General features: G+C 58.4%; 15 protein-coding genes and 1 tRNA gene. 4 read left to right on the top strand and 12 right to left on the bottom strand.

What is annotated here, in order from left to right; translation table 11 throughout:
• Nucleotides 1-17: 17 nt before the first annotated feature.
• The 6 genes from ATO10_RS09295 to ATO10_RS09270 form a co-directional block, all read right to left on the bottom strand.
• Nucleotides 18-887: an EamA family transporter gene (locus ATO10_RS09295; protein ID WP_162174091.1), complete on the bottom strand. Its 870-nt coding sequence runs from the start codon at nt 885-887 to the stop codon at nt 18-20.
• Between the two features lie 41 nt (nt 888-928).
• Entirely contained in the window at nt 929-1,228 is a 300-nt protein-coding gene (locus ATO10_RS09290) for a hypothetical protein (RefSeq protein WP_035250819.1), read from the bottom strand.
• A 61-nt stretch (nt 1,229-1,289) separates the two neighbouring features.
• The gene (locus ATO10_RS09285) at nt 1,290-2,267 is read right to left on the bottom strand and encodes a TAXI family TRAP transporter solute-binding subunit (RefSeq protein ID WP_035250818.1); all 978 of its coding nucleotides are present in this window, start codon (nt 2,265-2,267) and stop codon (nt 1,290-1,292) included.
• Nucleotides 2,268-2,302: 35 nt separating this feature from the next.
• A complete protein-coding gene (locus ATO10_RS15960; RefSeq protein WP_051598056.1) occupies nt 2,303-4,399 on the bottom strand; it encodes a TRAP transporter permease in 2,097 nt (698 codons plus the stop codon).
• Nucleotides 4,389-6,062, bottom strand: coding sequence for a sulfatase-like hydrolase/transferase (locus ATO10_RS09275; protein WP_051598055.1), 1,674 nt, complete (start codon nt 6,060-6,062; stop codon nt 4,389-4,391). Before ATO10_RS09275 ends, ATO10_RS15960 begins: the two co-directional genes overlap by 11 nt.
• A 120-nt stretch (nt 6,063-6,182) precedes the next feature.
• Complete coding sequence (locus tag ATO10_RS09270; RefSeq protein WP_238323453.1) at nt 6,183-7,058, bottom strand: LysR family transcriptional regulator; 876 nt, start codon at nt 7,056-7,058, stop codon at nt 6,183-6,185.
• A gap of 162 nt (nt 7,059-7,220) precedes the next feature.
• Here ATO10_RS09270 and ATO10_RS09265 point away from each other — a divergent pair, with 162 nt between their 5' ends.
• Nucleotides 7,221-9,002 carry a SulP family inorganic anion transporter gene (locus tag ATO10_RS09265; RefSeq protein ID WP_035250816.1) on the top strand — a complete coding sequence of 594 codons (1,782 nt, stop codon included), beginning with the start codon at nt 7,221-7,223 and terminating at the stop codon, nt 9,000-9,002.
• A 147-nt stretch (nt 9,003-9,149) separates the two neighbouring features.
• Here ATO10_RS09265 and ATO10_RS09260 read toward each other — a convergent pair whose 3' ends face one another.
• Together ATO10_RS09260 and ATO10_RS09255 are read right to left on the bottom strand one after the other, a co-directional pair.
• Nucleotides 9,150-10,112, bottom strand: coding sequence for a murein L,D-transpeptidase catalytic domain family protein (locus ATO10_RS09260; protein ID WP_035250815.1), 963 nt, complete (start codon nt 10,110-10,112; stop codon nt 9,150-9,152).
• Nucleotides 10,113-10,188: 76 nt separating this feature from the next.
• Nucleotides 10,189-12,093, bottom strand: coding sequence for a tetratricopeptide repeat protein (locus tag ATO10_RS09255; RefSeq protein WP_035250814.1), 1,905 nt, complete (start codon nt 12,091-12,093; stop codon nt 10,189-10,191).
• A gap of 202 nt (nt 12,094-12,295) precedes the next feature.
• Here ATO10_RS09255 and ATO10_RS09250 point away from each other — a divergent pair.
• A tRNA-Ser gene (locus ATO10_RS09250) sits at nt 12,296-12,385 on the top strand.
• 334 nt (nt 12,386-12,719) lie between these two features.
• Here the strand turns inward: ATO10_RS09250 and ychF are convergent.
• A complete protein-coding gene (gene ychF / locus ATO10_RS09245; RefSeq protein WP_035250813.1) occupies nt 12,720-13,817 on the bottom strand; it encodes a redox-regulated ATPase YchF in 1,098 nt (365 codons plus the stop codon).
• 109 nt (nt 13,818-13,926) lie between these two features.
• Between ychF and ATO10_RS09240 the strand changes: the two genes are divergently transcribed.
• Both ATO10_RS09240 and ATO10_RS09235 read left to right on the top strand, forming a co-directional pair.
• Nucleotides 13,927-14,337, top strand: coding sequence for a VOC family protein (locus tag ATO10_RS09240; protein ID WP_035250812.1), 411 nt, complete (start codon nt 13,927-13,929; stop codon nt 14,335-14,337).
• Between the two features lie 158 nt (nt 14,338-14,495).
• Nucleotides 14,496-15,494: a LacI family DNA-binding transcriptional regulator gene (locus tag ATO10_RS09235; RefSeq protein WP_035250810.1), complete on the top strand. Its 999-nt coding sequence runs from the start codon at nt 14,496-14,498 to the stop codon at nt 15,492-15,494.
• 12 nt (nt 15,495-15,506) lie between these two features.
• Here ATO10_RS09235 and ATO10_RS09230 read toward each other — a convergent pair whose 3' ends face one another.
• The 3 genes from ATO10_RS09230 to ATO10_RS09220 all read right to left on the bottom strand — a co-directional run bounded on the left by ATO10_RS09230 (nt 15,507) and on the right by ATO10_RS09220 (nt 18,731).
• Nucleotides 15,507-16,643 carry a Gfo/Idh/MocA family protein gene (locus ATO10_RS09230; RefSeq protein ID WP_035250808.1) on the bottom strand — a complete coding sequence of 379 codons (1,137 nt, stop codon included), beginning with the start codon at nt 16,641-16,643 and terminating at the stop codon, nt 15,507-15,509.
• A 74-nt stretch (nt 16,644-16,717) separates the two neighbouring features.
• Entirely contained in the window at nt 16,718-17,608 is an 891-nt protein-coding gene (locus ATO10_RS09225; protein ID WP_035250806.1) for a sugar phosphate isomerase/epimerase family protein, read from the bottom strand.
• A gap of 19 nt (nt 17,609-17,627) precedes the next feature.
• Complete coding sequence (locus ATO10_RS09220) at nt 17,628-18,731, bottom strand: Gfo/Idh/MocA family protein (protein WP_035250804.1); 1,104 nt, start codon at nt 18,729-18,731, stop codon at nt 17,628-17,630.
• Nucleotides 18,732-18,874 lie beyond the last annotated feature (143 nt).

The raw sequence follows: 18,874 nt of genomic DNA, 5'->3' as shown, positions 1-18,874 counted from the left end.
TAGGCACCAGAAAAGATCTAGCGGCTTAACAAAAGCAAGGCACCGGTGAAAACCATCACCGCGACTACTGCATGACGCAGGTGTGGCCGCTCTGGACCTATGCCCAACAATCCGAACCCAACGGCCCAAATCGGGGTTGTCGAGATCAATGGAGCAACGACTGTCACCTCGCCATGCATCAATGCGAAGTTTACGCAAAGAATGCCCAAACCGTTGACCAGCCCGCTGAAAAGGAAGCGGTTCTTACCCGGCCCTGCGAAGACTGCTTGGCCGCCACGACCTGTTGCTACCAATAGGCAGAGCAATACCAAGGCTGAAACGCTTGACTGCAGGAGCGTTGCAAAAACCGCATTCCCACCGATCGACAAACCTGCACTTGTTACCGGCTGGACAATCCCCCGGGCCAAGGCCGCCCCCAAGGGCAAGGCTAATACCCAAAGCGGAAAACTGCGCGCAACACCCTCTTTCGGCCATGCGGCGAATATGAGCCCTCCAACCATCAAAGTCATGGCAAGCGTGCCCTGAAGACCCAATGACTCTTCAAGAAACAGGACCGCAGGCACTGCAGCAAAGAACGGGACAAATGATCCAATTGCGGCTGTAAGGGCGGGGCCGACCCGCTGGATCGAAAAGATTTGAAAGCTTTGCCCAAGTGCGGGAAAGACCAATCCACCAATCGCAAAGAAGATGGCTGGCGTTGACCAAAACCAATCTAACTTGATGAAGAACGGCGAGATTAGCCAAAACAATCCGGCCATTGCCGCGACAGAGTAAAACGCACCGACAAGAGGGTCTGTTGAGCCAAGCGCTGATCTTTGCACGTGGATGTTTGCCCCGAACAGGGCACCAGCAGTCAAGGCTGCAGCGGGTGCAAGAAGTGTATCCACTGGTCGTTGCGAGAAGCGCGAGGACTGCTTAATGTTGCGCGCTATCCGGCCTCCCAAATGCCAATACCAGCGGTTTCAATCAGTGGACCTTCCACCAGTCTTGAGGCTTGCCGATCCCATTCCTCGCGGATTCTGCCGACAGCCGCCATCGCGTTGACCTTGGTTTCCCAGACAGCAACCACAGTCCAACTGCCGTCCTCGTTCGGGACATGAGAGGTGCTAATCAGCCCTTCAATATTTTCGGGCCGGATATTGGCGCGCATTTCCCCTTCAAACTGGGCTTGCCCGTCAGGCGTGTCGAAATCCGGAGCAAGCCGGTAGGTGGTTCTGCGGATAAACACAGTTTTTTTCCTTCGCCGTGATAGGGTCCGGGGCCCCTCCTTGGGCCCCGGACGGCCGATGTTACTTCAGAACACCGACTTCTTTGTAGTAACGCGCAGCGCCAGGGTGCAGGGGCATGTTGGCCAGCGACTGAGCCGCGAACTCTAGGTTCAGCACTTTGGCCCAAGGCGCATCCGACGTGATGCCGCCGACGTTGTCCCAGAAGGCCTTGGTCACTTGATAAATGGTCTCTTCATCAAGGTCAGCGCGCACACCGATGCCCACGGCCGTGTCATTCGACATGACAGGACCTTCGTTGACTTGGTTTTCGTAGAGACCGTCCGGAATTTCCGCAAGATAGCGGAAGTTGCCCAAGAATTTGGTCACCGCTTCGCCTTCGTGGCTTTCCGGCCCAATGAAACGAATGCTTTCAGTTTCGGTAAACTGGATGAACTGCTGGCAGGGGTCGATGCAGCCGTTCACGTACATATCGATCTTGCCATCAAGGAAGGACTGAAAGCCGGTCGCCCAGTTGGCGGTGATGGCCTCGTAATCCTCTCCAGCGACAAGTCCCGTGGTTGCCGCGATCCAGCCTTTGGCTGCGTTGAATGCGCCGCCGCCTGCGGGGCCAAGGAAGACGGTCGCGCCTTCGATGTCATCCAGCAGTTCTAGGTCGCTGTCGCCGCGAACGGCGTAGTGATACTGGCCATAGGGGAACCACATCAGCAGGGCAAGGTTCTTTGACGCCTCGGCTGCGTCGGCCTCGTTCTTGTACATGGCCGCGCCTTTGGAGATGAAATTGTAGATGGTGGGAGACACCATGTACATGTCAAGGTTCCCGCGTGCGGTTTCCAATTGGTGGACGGTCGCGGCACCACCACCGGCGACCTCAATCTGAACATCGTCAAGATGTCCGTTCACCACGTTGGCGAAGGTGGCCATCGTAATGGCTTGGCCAAGGCTGGGCTCGATGGTGGCCATTTTAAGGGTCGTATCGGCGAGGGCGGCACCGGCCGTTAGGGTTGTGGCAGCAATGGCTGCAAGGGTCATGTTTCGCATCGGGTTTCCTCCCTATTCGGTGCGATTAATTTAGTTTAGTTGGTTGCAGGTCCTGCGTTCTTTGCCAAACGAGGCCCAATTACGATCAGGGCAAGCCCTGCTGCGGCTGTGGGCACCGCGATGGCCAGTTGCGGCAACAAGGCCGCGCCGCCAAGCGCGATGCGCAGGATGCGTTCGACAGGCGTCAATCGTTTTCTGTCGAATCCTGCCAGAGCTGAAGCGATCAACCACATGGCAAGAATAAAGGCGACGACGATCCATCCGAAGTCGAACCAAGTGACGGTCGAGACATCGATCATCGCTTTCGAGCTGACCCGGTCTTCACCAAACCACTCGAAGAGGACCTGTAGCTTGTACAGAACCGCCGGGTGATAGACGAAGACGAAGGGGATCAAGAAACCCGCAAGCGAGATCTTGGCTGCTTCGAACCCGGTGCGGATCGGGTCGGCCCCGGCGATTGGCGCGGCAGCAAAAGCGGCCAAGGCAACCGGGGGTGTTACCGTCGACATCATGGCGAAGAACACCACGAACAGGTGTAAGCTAAGCGGAGCGATGCCTACGGTGTCGATGCCCGAGCTAAGCGCGATCACAATGATAAAGTAGGTGGCACCCGGTGGCAGCCCCATCCCCAGAACGATGGCACCCAAGGCGACAACCAGCAACACGATTGGCATCGGCCCAGAGGCGACCTCTGCCAACAGCAGCGACAGGCGACCGGCAAAGCCAGAGGTTTGGATTAGCCCAACGATCAGGCCAATCGCGGTCACGATCACGACAATGGAAGCAGCCATGCGGCCTGCATCCACAAAGGCGCGCCAGATTTTGTCGCGCGAACGGAACTCGCGGAACAGTATCGTGGCGGACAGAAGAGCGACGATCAGACCATAGAAGCCAGCTTTCGGCACAGAGGGCTGGGCGAACAGAAAGTAGCTGAGCGTGCCCAGTGGTGCCACGAAAACAAGGCATTGCACCCTTTCCTTGCGGGTCAGTTTCGGACGTTCATGTTCTGGCAGGGCACCGATGCCTAGTTTGCGAGCCTCGAAATAGACCGCCAAAAAGGTGCCGAGATAATAGAAGATCGCGGGCAGGATCGCTGCAACGACGATATAGCGATATTCCAACCCGATCTGGCCAGCGACGAAGAAGGCGACGACGCCCATCACCGGTGGCATAATCTGGCCACCGGTCGACGCAGCTGCCTCGACGGCCCCGGCAAATGGTGGGCGAAAGCCTGCTTTGCGGATCACGGGGATGGTCATGACGCCAGTCGAGACCACGTTCGAGATCGCTGCACCTGACAGGGTGCCAAAGAGCGCCGAAGACGCAACGGCCGCATGTGCCGCACCACCAACGAAGCCTCCGGTTAGGCGGTTCGCGATTTTCATCAGCAAATCACCTGCTCCGCTGGCCATAAGCACGGCGCCAAAGACGATGAAAATCAGAACGTTGCCGGTTACCACCTGGATCGGTTGGCCGAACATGCCTCCGGTCTGCGCCCAGAACTGCAGGATCATCTGGCGCAGGTTCTGCCCGAAGGTGGATTCGGACCCGGCAAGGATGCCAGTCCATTCCGGCAAGAATCCTTTGACGAAGAAGTAGATCACCCAGAATAGACAAAAGGCCACGATGAACCCACCAAATAGGCGATAGGTCAGGTACAGGGTGATCACTGATGCGAGCGGGAACATGACATAGTCGAGCGCACGGGCCGACGGTAGAACACCAGCGTCGCTGGCAAAGATCACGACAATCCAACTGACGAACGCAGCGACGGCCAGACCAGCCATTGTCCAGTTGAGCCAGCGCAGACCTTCTTTGCGGTGCAGGGTCAGAAGTGTGACGACAAAACTAAGTACAATGGGCAGGCCGATGATCAGACCTGTTGGCAGCAGGAACGATTGCTCGAAGCTGCGATAGGTGCTTCCCAACCAATGTTCGCGCAAAAAGACGCGCTGGTCCCTGCGGCTCATTTCGTCAAACGCGGGCGTGGTCGTCTCGATAAACCAACGAACGAATTCGCTGATCGGACCAGATGCGGAATACAGGACGATGACTGCCGCGAAGAGAACAGCGATACGATCGGCAAAGTGTTTATCGAACACTTGGCCCTTGTTAGGGGGATCAATTTCCATGGTTTTCCTCCTCGCTCTGAGTCATTGGAACGAACGTCTGGCGGACTGGGCCGTGGTACTTCTGCGTCAGTTCAGCTGGTACTTCACTTCCATCAACAAGGAAGGGCATGATGCCCCGCCTCAGGGAGGCCCCGCGCATATTCTGAATATCCGTGTCAGACACCGTCACGCGTTGCGACATGCGCCGCCCCCAAGCGCCAAGGTAGCCATACAAGCGGTCGATTTGGTCCTGAAACGCGGGATCTGCGCCAAGATCTGTGAACTCATCAGGGTCTGTTTCCAGATCGAACAGCATCGGGCGGAATCCGCCTTCGAAATGGATCAGTTTCCAGCGGCCATCAAAGACCATGAACATGCGTGCATCGCGGGGGCTGACACCCAGGGCTTTGCAGCGCGGCGTGACCGAATAGTCATATTCGCTGATGACATACTCTCGCCAACCGTCGATCGTTTCACCACGCAGCCACGGCATCAAGGATTTGCCCTCAATGATATGGTCTGGCACCTCGCCACCTGCGGCTTCGACAAAAGTCGCCGCCAAGTCGATTGACTCTACCAGCGCATCGCACGTCGTACCGCGCGTAGAGTCTGCGCCGGCCCGGGGATCGAATATGATCAGAGGAATTTTAACGGCGGCCTCATGGAAGAAGTCTTTCTCGCCCAACCAGTGGTCGCCCAGATAGTCACCATGATCTGACGTCAAGACGATCATGGTGTCCTTCATCTGACCGCTGGCTTCCAGATGGTCCAACAGACGACCCAGCTGGTCATCACATTGTTTGATTAGTCCCATGTAGGCAGGGATGACTTTCTCGCGGACATCATCCTGTTGGAATGCAGTGGCTACGCGCGTGTCTTGATAGGCGGCCAAAACGGGGTGCGGCTTATCAAGCTCCGACGCATGACGCCGTGGCTGCTGAATTTGGTTGTGACCGTACATGTCGTGATACGGGGACGGCACAATATAGGGCCAATGCGGCTTAATAAACGAGACATGGGCGCACCAAGGGCCTTTAGTCTCGTCGATAAAACGTATCGCTTCCGAAGTGAGCCAGGGTGTTTCGCTGTCCTCTTCGCGGATATTGGCGGGTTTGTCGGCATTCCGGAACATCCAGCCAGAGGCGATCTGATCATCGCTAATCCCAGCATTTGCGTAGTCCGCCCAAGGGTTTTCCCCATCATATCCCTTGGATTTTAGATACTCGTTGTAAGGGGACCGCTTACTGTCATAGAGCCCATCGGGCCCTTGCCCCCAAAGACCATCATCGCGCGCCCAGGCATCGAAGCCGCAATCGGATTGCCGTGCACCTATGGTGCTGTCTGCCGACAGGCCAAGCCGTGCCATCCCTTTGGCATCAGCCTTCATATGGGTCTTGCCAAGAAGCCAGCAATCCATGCCGTGTTCTCGCAGGTGATCACCCAGCGTCACTTCTCCTACACGTAAAGGAAAGCCGTTCCACTGCGCTCCATGCGACGAGACATAGCGCCCGGTATAAAAGCTCATCCGCGACGCACCGCAGATTGGTGACTGAACATATGCGTTTGTGAACCGCACGCCATTTGCCGCGACGCGGTCGAAGTTCGGGGTATGTAAAAAGGGATGGCCCGCACAGCTGAGGTAATCAAACCGCAGCTGGTCATACATGATGAATAGAATGTTCATGTCTCCCTCCCCAATTTCCGGCAGCCCCAACGGGCGCTGATCCAGACTAGGAGAAACTACAGGACACGGGCCTCACCTGGGAGGTCTCAAATGTTTATGGATATTACCTTTAGGAATATGTCAGCCGAATTCGTTCTTTGACACCTGCAGCGCACAGTCGCAGAAATATTGAACCGCAGGTGTTGGGGGGCGTTCTGATGACATTGTAATGGCGACACGGGCGGATTGCAGCGGCTCGCGTAAATCAAGTGCCCTGATCCGCCATTTGGTCTCTGCCTCATCAAGCAACATTTCCGGAAAGGTGCACAGTAGGTCGCTGTCCTGAACCATTGAGAGCACGCTAATAATCGAATCTGATGTGATCATTGGCTCAGGCGGGGTTAGGCCAAGTCCAAAAAAGCGCTGCTGTAAAAACGGAAGCCGCGCGCGCGTTCCAATCATCAGCCAGTCCCCCTCAAGAACGTCCGCTAGCGAGGTTGCGTTCTTCCATTTCGACGTAGAACCAGTGATGACCACAATCGAAGTTTCCACCAAAAAATGTACAGACAATCCGGCAGAATCGGATTCATGCGGTTCCGGGCCAATCACAAGATCGACTTGCCCTTCGCGTACAGGACCAAAAGCCATCGGCTCATGCCCACTGCTGATCTGAACATGTACGCCCGGAAATTTGCGTTTAAACCGCTTGATGGTGCCGCCGACGATCCGACTGGCGGCAAGAGGGGACACGGTGACGTTCAGGCGCCCCGTCGCTAAACCGCGCCGTTGGTCCACGTCTTCCTGCAACTTTCGAAGTTCGGATTGGATAACCCGCGCGCGTCGAAGGACAACTTTGCCCTCTTCGGTAAGGACGACTCCGCTGGCCGCGCGTTTGAATATCGCAACGCCCAGTTCGGACTCTGCCTGACGCAACGCCTTGGTCACAGCGGGCTGTGTTTTGCCCAACAGCTTTGACGCCGCGCGAATGCTGCCCGCGCGATCAATCGCCAAGAGCATTTCGATATGCTGAACCTTGATCATTTAACCCTATATCCAAATTTCATACCCGTTACTTTTTCTGAACTACCCCCAACTTGGCAAGAACGATATCCGCACCCCACACGTAATAACGCCTGATCAGGCGCTTCTCTTGGTCAAGCGTCGTAAGTTGGAGGAGCCATGCACGGGATAGTGCGGAGTGCCGCCCGATATATTGCCAGCATTTCACTGTTCCCCGATTGGATCGGGCGGATCTCGCCGCGCAGCCTGCGCGCTGACCTCTTCGCGGGATTGACAGGCGCGTCACTGGTTCTGCCTCAGGGCGTAGCCTTCGCAGCCATTGCAGGACTTCCGCCAGAATACGGTTTCTACACGGCGATGATTACTCCGGTTGTCTCAGCCCTAACCGGGTCAAGCTGGCACGCGGTTTCCGGCCCAACGACAGCGATTTCTGTTCTTGTATTCGGAGCATTGGCGGGCACACACGCGCCCGGCTCACCCGAGTTCATCGCAAACGCAATCTTGCTGGCACTGCTTGTGGGTATCATTCAGCTTGCTCTGGGCCTTGCGCGGCTTGGGGCCTTGGTCGATTTCGTTTCCCACTCGGTCATGACCGGCTTTGTTACCGGTGCAGCGATCCTGATTGCGCTAAGCCAAATGGACAAGGCTCTGGGGATCGATCTGCCTCGCCCCGATGATCTTGGCGCCTACGTCAGTGGCCTCGCGCGCGGAATTGGTATGGCCGACTGGCGCGCGGTCACCATAACGGGCGCGGCATTTGGGGCGGGCCTTGCGGTCAAGGCATTTCGTCCGACGTGGCCCAATTATTTGATCGCATTGTTCCTCGCCACACTTCTGAGCCTTGGCATGGGTGGGGCGGAGACTGGGCTTGCCACGATCGGTCGTATCGACGGGGTCGTCCCCGAATTCTCCTTTCCTCAGATCAGTATAGGTGCTGTACAGGACCTGAGTTCTTCTGCCATGGCGATCGCCATCGTTGGCTTGCTTGAGGCGATGTCTGTCTCGCGCGCTATCGCGCTTAAATCTGGCCAGATGATCGATGGGAATCGAGAGTTCGTTGGGCAGGGCCTGTCCAATATTGTAGGCTCTCTATTCCGTTGCTATCCCGGGTCGGCTTCGTTCACGCGTTCAGGCGTCAACTATGATAGCGGCGCAGCAACCCCTCTCTCAGCACTCTTCGCCGCGATCTTCCTGTTCCTAATTTTGTTGTTCGTTGCTCCACTCTTTGCCTATGTCCCAATATCAGCGATGGCGGGCGTTATTCTTCTGGTGGCGCTCCGCCTTATTGATCTTCGAGAAATCCGTCACATCCTGACAACTTCAAAACCAGAAGCGGCGATCGCGCTGGTAACTTTTGGCTCTGCACTCTTGCTTGATCTAGAGTTCGCCATCTACGCGGGCGTCCTGCTGTCGCTCGGCCTGTTTCTGAACCAGACAGCTCACCCATTCGTCGGTGTCGGGGCGCCAGACCCGTCTACACCGACCCGTATGTTCAAGAACGCAGAATCGAACAACTTGCCAGAATGCCCGCAACTTATGATCTCGCGCCTTGATGGTCCGTTGTATTTTGGTTCTGTCGAACATATCCGGCGCCAGTTTCGGCGTTTTGAACAGGATCGCCCCCAGCAAAAACACATGATCTTTATCGTTAAAGGCGTGGGAGAGATCGACATGCCCGGCGCCGACTTGCTCATCGAAGAAGCAAAGCGCCGCCATGGCCGTGGTGGCAGTTTCCACCTGCAGACCAAAACCCCCAAGACGATCTCCAAGCTGGCTCGTTTCAAGGTCATGAAAGCTCTTACCAAAGAGCACATCCACCTTTCAAAACGCGACGCGATCGCCGAAGTTCTTCCGTTGTTGGACCCAAAGGTCTGTGCGAATTGCGAACACCGGGTTTTTCAGGAGTGTTCCGCAGTTGGTGTTGGAAAGGGAAAACTTTAGACAAAGATTTGTAGTCCTAGAAATCGAAACAGACCTTCAAGTTTATCGCAGCGAACGACCGCTCTCCGCCCACACAGGATGTTTAAACCGACACGTCAAACCAGGTTTCGTCTGACTGCACGCGACTTGGGCTATGCCACCCCGAAATCACTGACAAATCGGCAAAACCCTTGGTGGCTGCTTGGGCAGCGACCGGCGCCAGTCGTTGATGATCGGCTGCAGCTTGCGTTTGGGCCAGAACTTCGGCGTGCCGATTTTGCCCAAGCACGAGGCATTCCAATAAAGCCCCTCTGCGCCCAACGAACGCCCCTTTTGCACCGCGCGGGCGACGGCGTTGATGTCTTTGCCCTCGGGGTAAATATACAGCGCCGCCGGGTTGCCCTCGACCATCCCGACAATCTCGGCTGAAACCTCCTCGGACCATGTCGTACACCCGTTGCTGCGGCCACTGGTGTAATCCACCAGCCGCCCGTAAGGCACATACCCCTCCGCATCGGCATGAGAGCTGCCGGGGTTCTCAAACCGGCATTGCCAGCGCAAAAACGCCGCCCTGTGCCCACCGATGGCGCGTTCACGCGCGTTGCGGGTCTCGCCCTCACCATCGAACAGAATGAAGGTGCGGTAAAACGGCGTACGCTTGCCCGACTGGGTGTGATAGCCCTTGAACGAGGTCCGCGTTTCCGCCGTCACATAATTCCCGCCCGCCGTCAGTTTCGATCCTTCGGCATTGCTGAAATTGCGCGCGCATTCGCGGCCATTGGCGAAATTCGCGCGCTCCAGCTTGCGGCCATTCCCATAGCCCGAGGAGGTCGCGCGAAAGGTCCGGTCCCCCTCGCAGATCACGTAAAACCGCCGCCCCGGCTGACCGTCGCTGCCGGTGCTGGGGCGGGTGGCGTCCATGGCAAAGTAACACGGGTTGCGCACCGCACCCTCGGCCCGCTTACGTTGGTGCAACTCCCGCGCGCGCTGCAACACCACCGGCGCGATCTGGCCTTCCCCCACGCCCACATGCCGCTGCAACCAAGCCGGGATATCGCCCGAGGCCCACCCCGGCCCCGCCGCCAAAGACAGGGCGGCAATCACACTGAAACGACGCAATACGCTGATCATCACACGATCCCTTTGCAAACCTCACTGCCCCAGCCTACCGCAAAACCGCCCGGATTTCTAACGCACCGAGCAGACCTTACCCCGCCCGCCGCGCTTCGATCTTGGCGATGTTAGCATCAGTGATTGCCAGATACTGATTGGCCCCGGCCTGCGCGAACACCTCCCGCGCCGCCTGGGAGTGGTTCAACGCCTGATCCAGATGCTCGGCCTCATCCGTCACATCAAAGAACGCGAGATGTACATTGGCCAGATTGCCTTGGGTCTTCGCCCAACTCATCGGCACCCTATCTTGGCTGAATTCTAGAAGCGCATCCTCATGGGCCATTTGAGCCAGTTCAAGTTGGCCAGGATCGCCCTGGAGCATCCCAAGCAAACGTAGGGCGCTGCCCCGATTGTCTTGGGTCTCAGCCCAAGCAAGCGGCTGTTTCTCTCGCCGCCGCTCTCTCAAAGCAGACTCGAAGGCTTGCAACGCCAATGTAAGATAGGTTTGATCCTGCGCGTGTTTTGCAAGCTCAATATATGCTATTCCTAAATTACTTTGAGTTGCCGCCCAGTCGATTGGGTTTCGGGTAGGGTGTCGTTCCTGCAATGCCTTTTCAAACGCATCAACCGCAGCCCGAAGTGTTGCAGCACTGTTCTGGCGCATACCTAATTCTTGGAGTGCAGCCCCTAGATTGGTTTGCAGCAAAGCCCAGCGAGCTGGTGAGCGTTCTTGAGAGCAGGTTTTCAACCCATCTTTGAACGCGGAAACAGCTTGCGCCATCAGCGCTCCGCTGTCTTCGCGTCCTCCCAGTTGCCCCAGCGCAATTCCAAGATTGTTTTGGGTCATTGCGAGTTCTTCACGCGAGCAGCCATCCGCGGCAAATCCAAGCGCCTCTCGAAAGGCATCGACAGCCCGCTCCAATCCTGACGGATCAACTTGATGTGCTCCTGAGACCTGCAATGAGAGCCCGAGAATGTTCCAAGCTGCGCAGCGTGTCCCACTATCACGACTGCGCGAGAGTATTATCCGCGCCAAATCTATCGCGATGTTCAAATCCAACGCCAGCCCTTCGTCACGGCCTCTTTCGTAGAACGGCTTATGCAAAGCCCGTAGTTCTTGGTACCCAATTGAGCCCTCGGCCTCGGCCTGTTGCACCAGCAGCGCGGCGGTGCGGGCGCTGTCCCCGGCCAGCATCGCCATTTCAATGCCCGAGCGCAGCAGCCGGGCTTTCTCGGCCTCGACCTTGGCCAAAGCCTCGGCGATCTCATCCCCGGCCTGGGTGTATTCACCCTCCGCCGACAGCGCCGTCACGCGTTTCAGCACCTCATCCACGAAATCCCCGTGGTTTGACGGCACCCGCCCCTCCTGCTGCACTCGCACCGCGATATCCATGGCATTTTGCAGCTCCAGCCAGGCCCGGCCCAGATCGTCGGTTTCCCCCGCGATCCGCTGCGCCAGCCGGATGATGGCTTTCTCAGTTATGCCTTCATCGCGCATACGGTCCGCATCACCGGATTTTTCCGAGCGCGCCAGAAGCTCGGCCAGCATTCCTTCGATCAGCGTGTCGGGGGTCAGAAACGGGGCAAGGGTTTCGCGCATCACTTGTGCATATGCATCAAGTTCATCGTCGCCTTTATGGACCCCGTCGCGGGCATTTGCCGCCACAAATGCGCGCATGTTGTTCGCGATGGTGCTTGCCACCATGCTGCCTCGTGCCAGATCTTCGATCCCCGGCGGAAAGATCGACAACATCTGCGTGACGTGTTTGCGGCGGTCTTCGGGCATGTCGGCCTCCGCAATGCTGGCCTGCATCACATCCGTCATCTCTTTGGCCAGCGACTTTTGCGCGCGGTTGGCGTTTTTGAAAAGCTCGGTCCCCGATAGCGCGCCTGAGATCAACGCCCCTGCCACGCCAAGGGTCAAAGGGTCCGCCGCCGCGCTGGCAACGGTGGCAAAAGCAACGGCAACATTTCCGGTATGAAGCGATCTATCAAACATAAGCACCCCGTCCTGTGGGCAGCTTAACGCAGGTTCGGGGTCGATCAACCACCGGATGCGCGATCTGCGGGGCGTATGCATGGAATGTGCATCGGTTGTGCATGGGATGTGCATGCCCCGAAACGGCCCCTCGCGCGCGCAGCTAAGATTTCTTCGCGCGCCCCTCTTGCCCCCCGTCGCCAGTCTCGATAAACGGGTCGACGGAGACGTGGCCGAGTGGTCGAAGGCGCTCCCCTGCTAAGGGAGTAGGCGGGAAACCGTCTCGAGGGTTCGAATCCCTTCGTCTCCGCCACCATACAGTTTTGTGTGTTTGATTGGGTCGCCTCGGGCGGCCTTTTCTTTTGTTTTTCCGGACTTGAAGCAAACCCTGATTGCGTAGGATTTCTTTCGATTTCCCGCGCTTGCTTCCCTTGCGTGGCATGCGGGCGGTGGCAGCACTTTTCCTGAGTAAATTCTTGGTACTTTAAGCAAGAGCCACCGCATTTCTGCAAGCACGCCAGTCACTTAGGCTGATCGAGCACCAAGATGCGCAATCCGGGGCCCTTTTGGGGCCAGGACCGTCACAAGTCGACACCTTCCTTGCCTTGTTCTCCGCTTGGCACAGGAAACATCTCTTCTGGGAGGTATCAGGTATTGAACAAGAAGTGCATCACGTCGCCGTCTTGCACCACGTAGCCCTTGCCTTCCGCGCGCATTTTGCCGGCCTCTTTGGCGGCTTGTTCGCTGCCGGCGGCGATGAAGTCGTCATAGGCGATGGTTTCGGCGCGGATGAAACCTTTTTCGAAATCGCCGTGGATGACGCCTGCCGCTTGCGGGGCCGAGGCGCCGATGGGGATGGTCCAGGCGCGAGCCTCTTTGGGGCCGACGGTGAAATAGGTTTGCAGGTTCAGCAGGGTGTGCCCGGCGCGGATCAGGCGGTCGAGGCCCGCTTCTTCAAGGCCCAGTTCGCCCAGGAACATCTCGGCCTCATCCGCGTCCAACTGACTGATTTCCTCTTCGATCTTGGCGGAAATCACGACCGAGGCCGCGCCTTGATCAGCGGCCATCTTAGCGACAGCGGCAGAGTGTTCGTTGCCCTCAGACGCTTCGTCTTCGGCCACGTTGCAGACATAAAGGATCGGCTTGGTGGTCAGCAGTTGCAGCATGGCCCAGGCTTTGGCGTCTTCTTCGTCCACCTCAACCGTGCGGGCCGGTTTGCCGTTTTCCAGCGCGTCCATCGCGGCGCGCAGCAGGCGTTCTTGTTGAACCGCTTCTTTGTCGCCGCCGCGCACTTTGCGCACGATGTTTTGCAGACGCTTTTCGATGCTTTCCATGTCGGCCAGCATCAGCTCGGTCTCGATCACCTCGGCGTCTTCGACGGGGTTCACGCGGCCTTCCACATGGGTGACATCGCCGTCTTCGAAACAGCGCAGGACGTGGGCGATGGCGTCACATTCGCGGATGTTGGCCAGGAACTGGTTGCCCAGGCCTTCGCCCTTGGACGCGCCTTTCACCAGACCGGCGATGTCCACAAAGGTCATGCGCGAGGGGATGATCTGTTTGGAGCCCGCCAGTTCGGCCAGATTGTCCAGCCGCGCGTCGGGCACGGCCACTTCGCCCACGTTGGGTTCAATGGTGCAGAACGGGAAGTTCGCCGCCTGCGCCGCTGCGGTTTTCGTCAGCGCGTTAAACAGGGTCGATTTGCCCACGTTGGGCAGGCCCACGATACCGGTTTTGAACCCCATAGCGGGCCTCCATCATCTGATTTTGGGGCCTTCTATGCGTTTGTGGTCGGTTGCGCAATGCGGGCTGTGCTAGGCTGACGGGGCGAAAGGTTAAAATTACGAGGTTCCCATGCCCTTTATCCCCTATATCCATTTCGAGGACTGCTGCGCCGAGGCGATGGCGTTTTATATGAAGGTGTTTGGCGGTTCTGACATGATGTCGATGACCTATCACGACGCGCCCGAAGATGCAGGCATGCCGCCCTCGGACCGGATCATGCATGCGCAGTTCGCTTTGCCCGACGGGTCGTTGCTGATGGCCTCGGACAACCCGGTGGGCTTTCCGGGGTTGCCGCAGCAGGCGGTGTCGGTGTCGTATAGCTGCGACACGGTTGAAAGGGCCAAGGGGCTTTATGATCAGCTGAATGAGGGCGGCGAGGTCATCATGCCGTTTGAAGCCACGTTTTTCAGCCAGGGATTTGGCATGACCAAGGATCGTTTTGGCACCCATTGGATGATCATGGGGCCTGACGCCACCTAAGCCCTTCACCCCGAGAGTTTGTATATGCTCTGACAGCCCCACGTACGCCTGCTGATCCCGCCTAAGGGCCGTATACTTGCAACCGGTTGCGTTTCAACGCGCCGGCGTTCATGGTGCGGTCATCATCTGAACCGTCAACCCAATGGGGGCTGCTTGCAATGGCCGTCACGCTGAAAGAGGTCGCCGAACGTGCCGGAGTGTCCCGCTCGGCCGTGTCGCGCACTTTTACCGATGGCGCCTCAGTCTCGGCCAAGATGCGCCGCAAGGTGGAAAAAGCCGCAAAAGAACTGGGCTATAGCCCCAACGCGCTGGCATCGTCCCTGACCACCGGGCGCACGAAACTGATCGGGCTGGTGTCGAACAACTTCCACAACCCGATCTTTCTGGAGGTCTTTGACCGCTTTACCCGCGGCCTGCAAGACAGCGGATTGCGCCCACTGCTGGTGAACCTGTCAGACGAGGTAGACCCGGAAAACTCTGTCCGCATGATGCGGCAATATTCGGTGGATGGGGTGATCGTGGCATCGTCGACCTTACCAGCATTGTTTTCCAAAGCCTTCCGCGATGCGGGCATCCCGGTGGTGCATGCCTTTGGCCGGTCGGCCACAACCCCGCAGGTGCATGTCGTCGGGATCGACAACGTGGAATGCGGGCGAATGGCGGCGCGCGAACTGGTGGCGCGGGGGTACAGCCGGGTGGCGTTCCTTGGCGGGCCGCAAAGCGCCACCTCGACCCAGGATCGCCATACCGGGTTCATGTCACAAATGGCAAACCACCCGCAGATCGCAACCACTTCCAGCTTCGCCAGCGCTTATTCGTTTGACGCGGGCCGTCAGGCGATGATGCGCCTGCTGCAGGACACCCCGGCGCAGGCGTATTTCTGCGGCGATGATGTGCTCTCGATCGGGGCGCTCTCGGCGATCAAGGACAGCGGGCTGTCCTGCCCGGATGATATCGGGATCATCGGGCTGAACGACATGGAAATGTCGCGCTGGGAAAACATCAACCTGACCACGATCCACCAGCCAATCGGGCAAATCGTGGACTCCTCGATCGAACTGATGGTCGCGATGCTGGACACGCCCGAGCGTCTGCCCGAGGCGCGCATTTACCCCTGTTCAGTGATCGAGCGCGCCACCCTTCGGCCAAAGCCGTAAGCGCGCCCTGCTCTAATCCCTGAAGATCGAAGGCCGGGCGTCCAACCACGCTCCGCCCTCTTGGGCGGACGCCACCGCCGTGTGCACCGCCGCCATCGACCGCACGCCATCAGCGGCATTGGGCAACCCGTCGCGTGCCTCGCCCGCAATCGCATCTGCCAGATCGCAATAGATATTGGCCACGGCCAAAGGAAACCCTTCGGGGTGCGCGATGGCGACACGGCTCAGCCGCTGCGCATCTTCATGCAGCCCGCTTTCGCCTTTTTCGATGATCTGTGTGCGTCCCCCCACGGGGGTATAGATCAGCTGGTTGGGCTGTTCCGAGGCCCAGCGCAGCCCTCCGGTTTCCCCGAACACCTGAATGTCGAACCCGTGCTGCCGCCCAATCGCAACCGAGCTGGTCCACAACCGCCCCACCGTGCCGCCTTCCATCCGGAAATTGACCATCGCGTCATCCTCCAAGACGCGGCTTGGGATGGTTGACGCGAAATCGGCGCTCAGCGTTTTGACCTTATCATCGCAGATGAAACTGGCCATGTGCAGCGCATGAATGCCGCAATCGGCAAACTGGCCTGAAACGCCAGCCATCGCCGGATCATAGCGCCAGCGCACGCGCGGATTGTCGGCATCCGTGGCATCGCCGTGATGGCCGTGGGCGAAATTGGTCACGACCAGCCGCACCTTGCCGATCTCTGCTGCGCGCACCATGGCGCGGGCCTGTCGCACCATGGGATAGGCACTGTAGCAATAGTTCACGGCGCAGATCTTGCCGGATTTTTCGGCCACGCGGACGATCTCCTCGCCCTCCTCCACCGTCATGGTCATCGGCTTTTCGCACAGCACGTTAAAGCCCGCCTCCAGATAGGCTTTGGTGATCTCAAAATGCGTGGCATTGGGGGTGGCGACGGTCACCAGATCAATCCGATCCTTCCGGTCCTTTTCACCCGCCAGCATTTCCTGCCAATCGCCATAGGCGCGGTCGGCCGCGATCCCAAGTGTCCGGGCATAGGCGCGCCCGGCCTCGGGCCGATGATCCAGCGCACCCGCGGTCATTTCAAACCGCCCGTCTGCCAGCGCGCCCAACCGGTGTGCCGGTCCGATCTGGCTGCCTTCGCCGCCCCCGATCATGCCCCATTTCAGTTTCGTCATGGCATTGCTCCCTACTGCCAATCCGCACCGCGTATGCATGGGATGTGCATCGCTTGTGCATCACTTGTGTATCGCTAAAAACCGATGCTTTTCAGGTATTCGCGATTGTATCGGTTGTCCTCACGCGGGGTGACATCCAGCGTCGGGTCGATGTCCTGTTCGACTGTACACCAGCCGCTGAACCCCGCATCCAACAGCACCTGCCGCACCGCCGGAAAATCCACATCCCCCTGCCCCAGCTTGCAAAATATCCCCTGACCGCAGGCGTCATAGAACCCGGTGCGATTGGCGATTACCCCGGCCTTGACCTTTGGGTCTATGTCTTTGAAATGCATATAGGAAATACGGTCTGCATGCCGCTTCATGAAGGCCACCGGATCATAGCCCGCATAGGAGTGATGACCGGTATCGAAACAAATCTTTAGGATCTTTTCGTCAACCTCGTCCAGCAGGCGTTCCAGCTCTGGCTCAAAGTCGATGAACCCGGCGGCATGGGCATGAATACCAACCGTCAGGCCGTATTCCTCAACGCCGATGCGGGCGCTTTGGGCAATGCGGTCGCGAAAAGCGGCCCACTCTGCGGCCTCCATCTGCTCTGCCTCTGCCGCACGGCCCGCCGTGGGTGCACGGCGCGGCGAAATCGAGTCGATCAGCACCAGATGCTGCGCCCCATGCGCCCTCAGCGCACGGGCAGTGCGATGCGTAGCGTCCAGCACCTCGTCCCAGGCAGCCGGATCATGGAACGGGCGAAACACCACGCCGCCGACAAGTTCAAGATCATGCTCGGCCAAGGCGTCGCCTAGAACAGCGGGGTCTTCTGGCATGAAACCCACCGGGCCCAGCTCAATGCCGGTATAGCCCGCTTGGGCGCATTCTTTCAGCACCGTTTGCCAAGACGGGTTGCGCGGATCATCCGCGAATTCAACCCCCCAGGAACAAGGCGCGTTGGCAATCTTGATGCTCATTCGGGCGAGCCTCCATTGTTCAGAAGTCTTTGATAAACTTCCAAGTTTGCGCCGCATCCGAGGCAAACCCCGCTGCAATCACCCGGTTGACCTCGTGGCCGTCCCGAAAGGTGGGCCAGACCGGCGCGCCAGTTTCAATCGCCTGCAAAAAGTCTCGCGCTTCGATGATGATCTGATCCTGATAGCCCGTGCCATGGCCGGGCCCTTGGCAGAAGGGTTCGTAATCTGGGTGGGCAGGGCCGGTCAGGATTTTGCGAAAGCCACGTTCCGCCTCGGGCTCGTCCATCCGATAGAGCCACAGCGCGTTCTGATCCTCTTGATCGAAACGGATCGCGCCTTTTGTCCCTGATATTTCATAGGCATAACCCATCTTGCGCCCGGTTGCGATGCGGCTGAAATACATCGACCCCATCGCGCCATTGGCAAAACGCACCATCATCTGCGCGTGGTCGTCGTTCGTGACTTTGCCACCGGGTCGGGTCGCGTGAACGGTTTCAACCTCGGCCAACACGCGCTCTATTGGCCCCATCAGCGCCAGCGCGGCGTTGACCATATGTGGCGCCAGATCGCCCATCGTACCATTGGCCTTGCCGCTGGTACGCCAAGTCGCCGGGGTCTTGGGATCAGCATAGAAATCTTCGGTATGCTCGCCACGAAACCACGTGATTTCACCGATTTCCCCCGCAGCGATCAGCTGCCGGGCGTATTGGCTGGCCGGGGTTCGGATGTAGTTAAACCCGACCATATTTGCCACGCCTGCGGCCTCGGCGGCGGCGACCATCGCGGCACTATCGTTCAGTGACGCGCCCAACGGCTTTTCACACAAAACCGGCTTCCCCCTGGCAAAGGCAGCTTCGGCGATGGGGCGATGCATTTCCTGCGGCGTCGCGATGACAATGGCCTCGACCTTGTCGTCCTCTACCAACGCCCGCCAATCGCTAGTGGCACGCGCAAACCCATAGGACTGGCGATAGCGCTCGGCGCTTTCATCAGTCGTTGCGCACACCATTTCAAGCCGCGGCCGCAGCGCCGTATTGAATACAGCCCCGACCGAAGACATGGCCACGGCATGGGCCTTGCCCATGTAGCCACCCCCCAAAATACCAACGCCGATCTGAGTCACTCCTCGGTCCTCCCTGACTCATTTCACGGTTTGCAACCGGTTGCAAAAACCGTACCGCGAGTCTACAAAGCGCGCAAGCGCCATTCAGACGCCCGCCAAAGTTTTTTCCCAGACCGGGGCGACGGATGCAGGCGCATGAACCT

It is taken from the genome of Actibacterium atlanticum, assembly GCF_000671395.1.
Taxonomy (GTDB): Bacteria; Pseudomonadota; Alphaproteobacteria; order Rhodobacterales; family Rhodobacteraceae; genus Actibacterium_D; species Actibacterium_D atlanticum.
The sequence above is the reverse complement of the archived record's forward strand: the minus strand, read 5'-3'. Positions and strand labels throughout refer to the sequence as shown.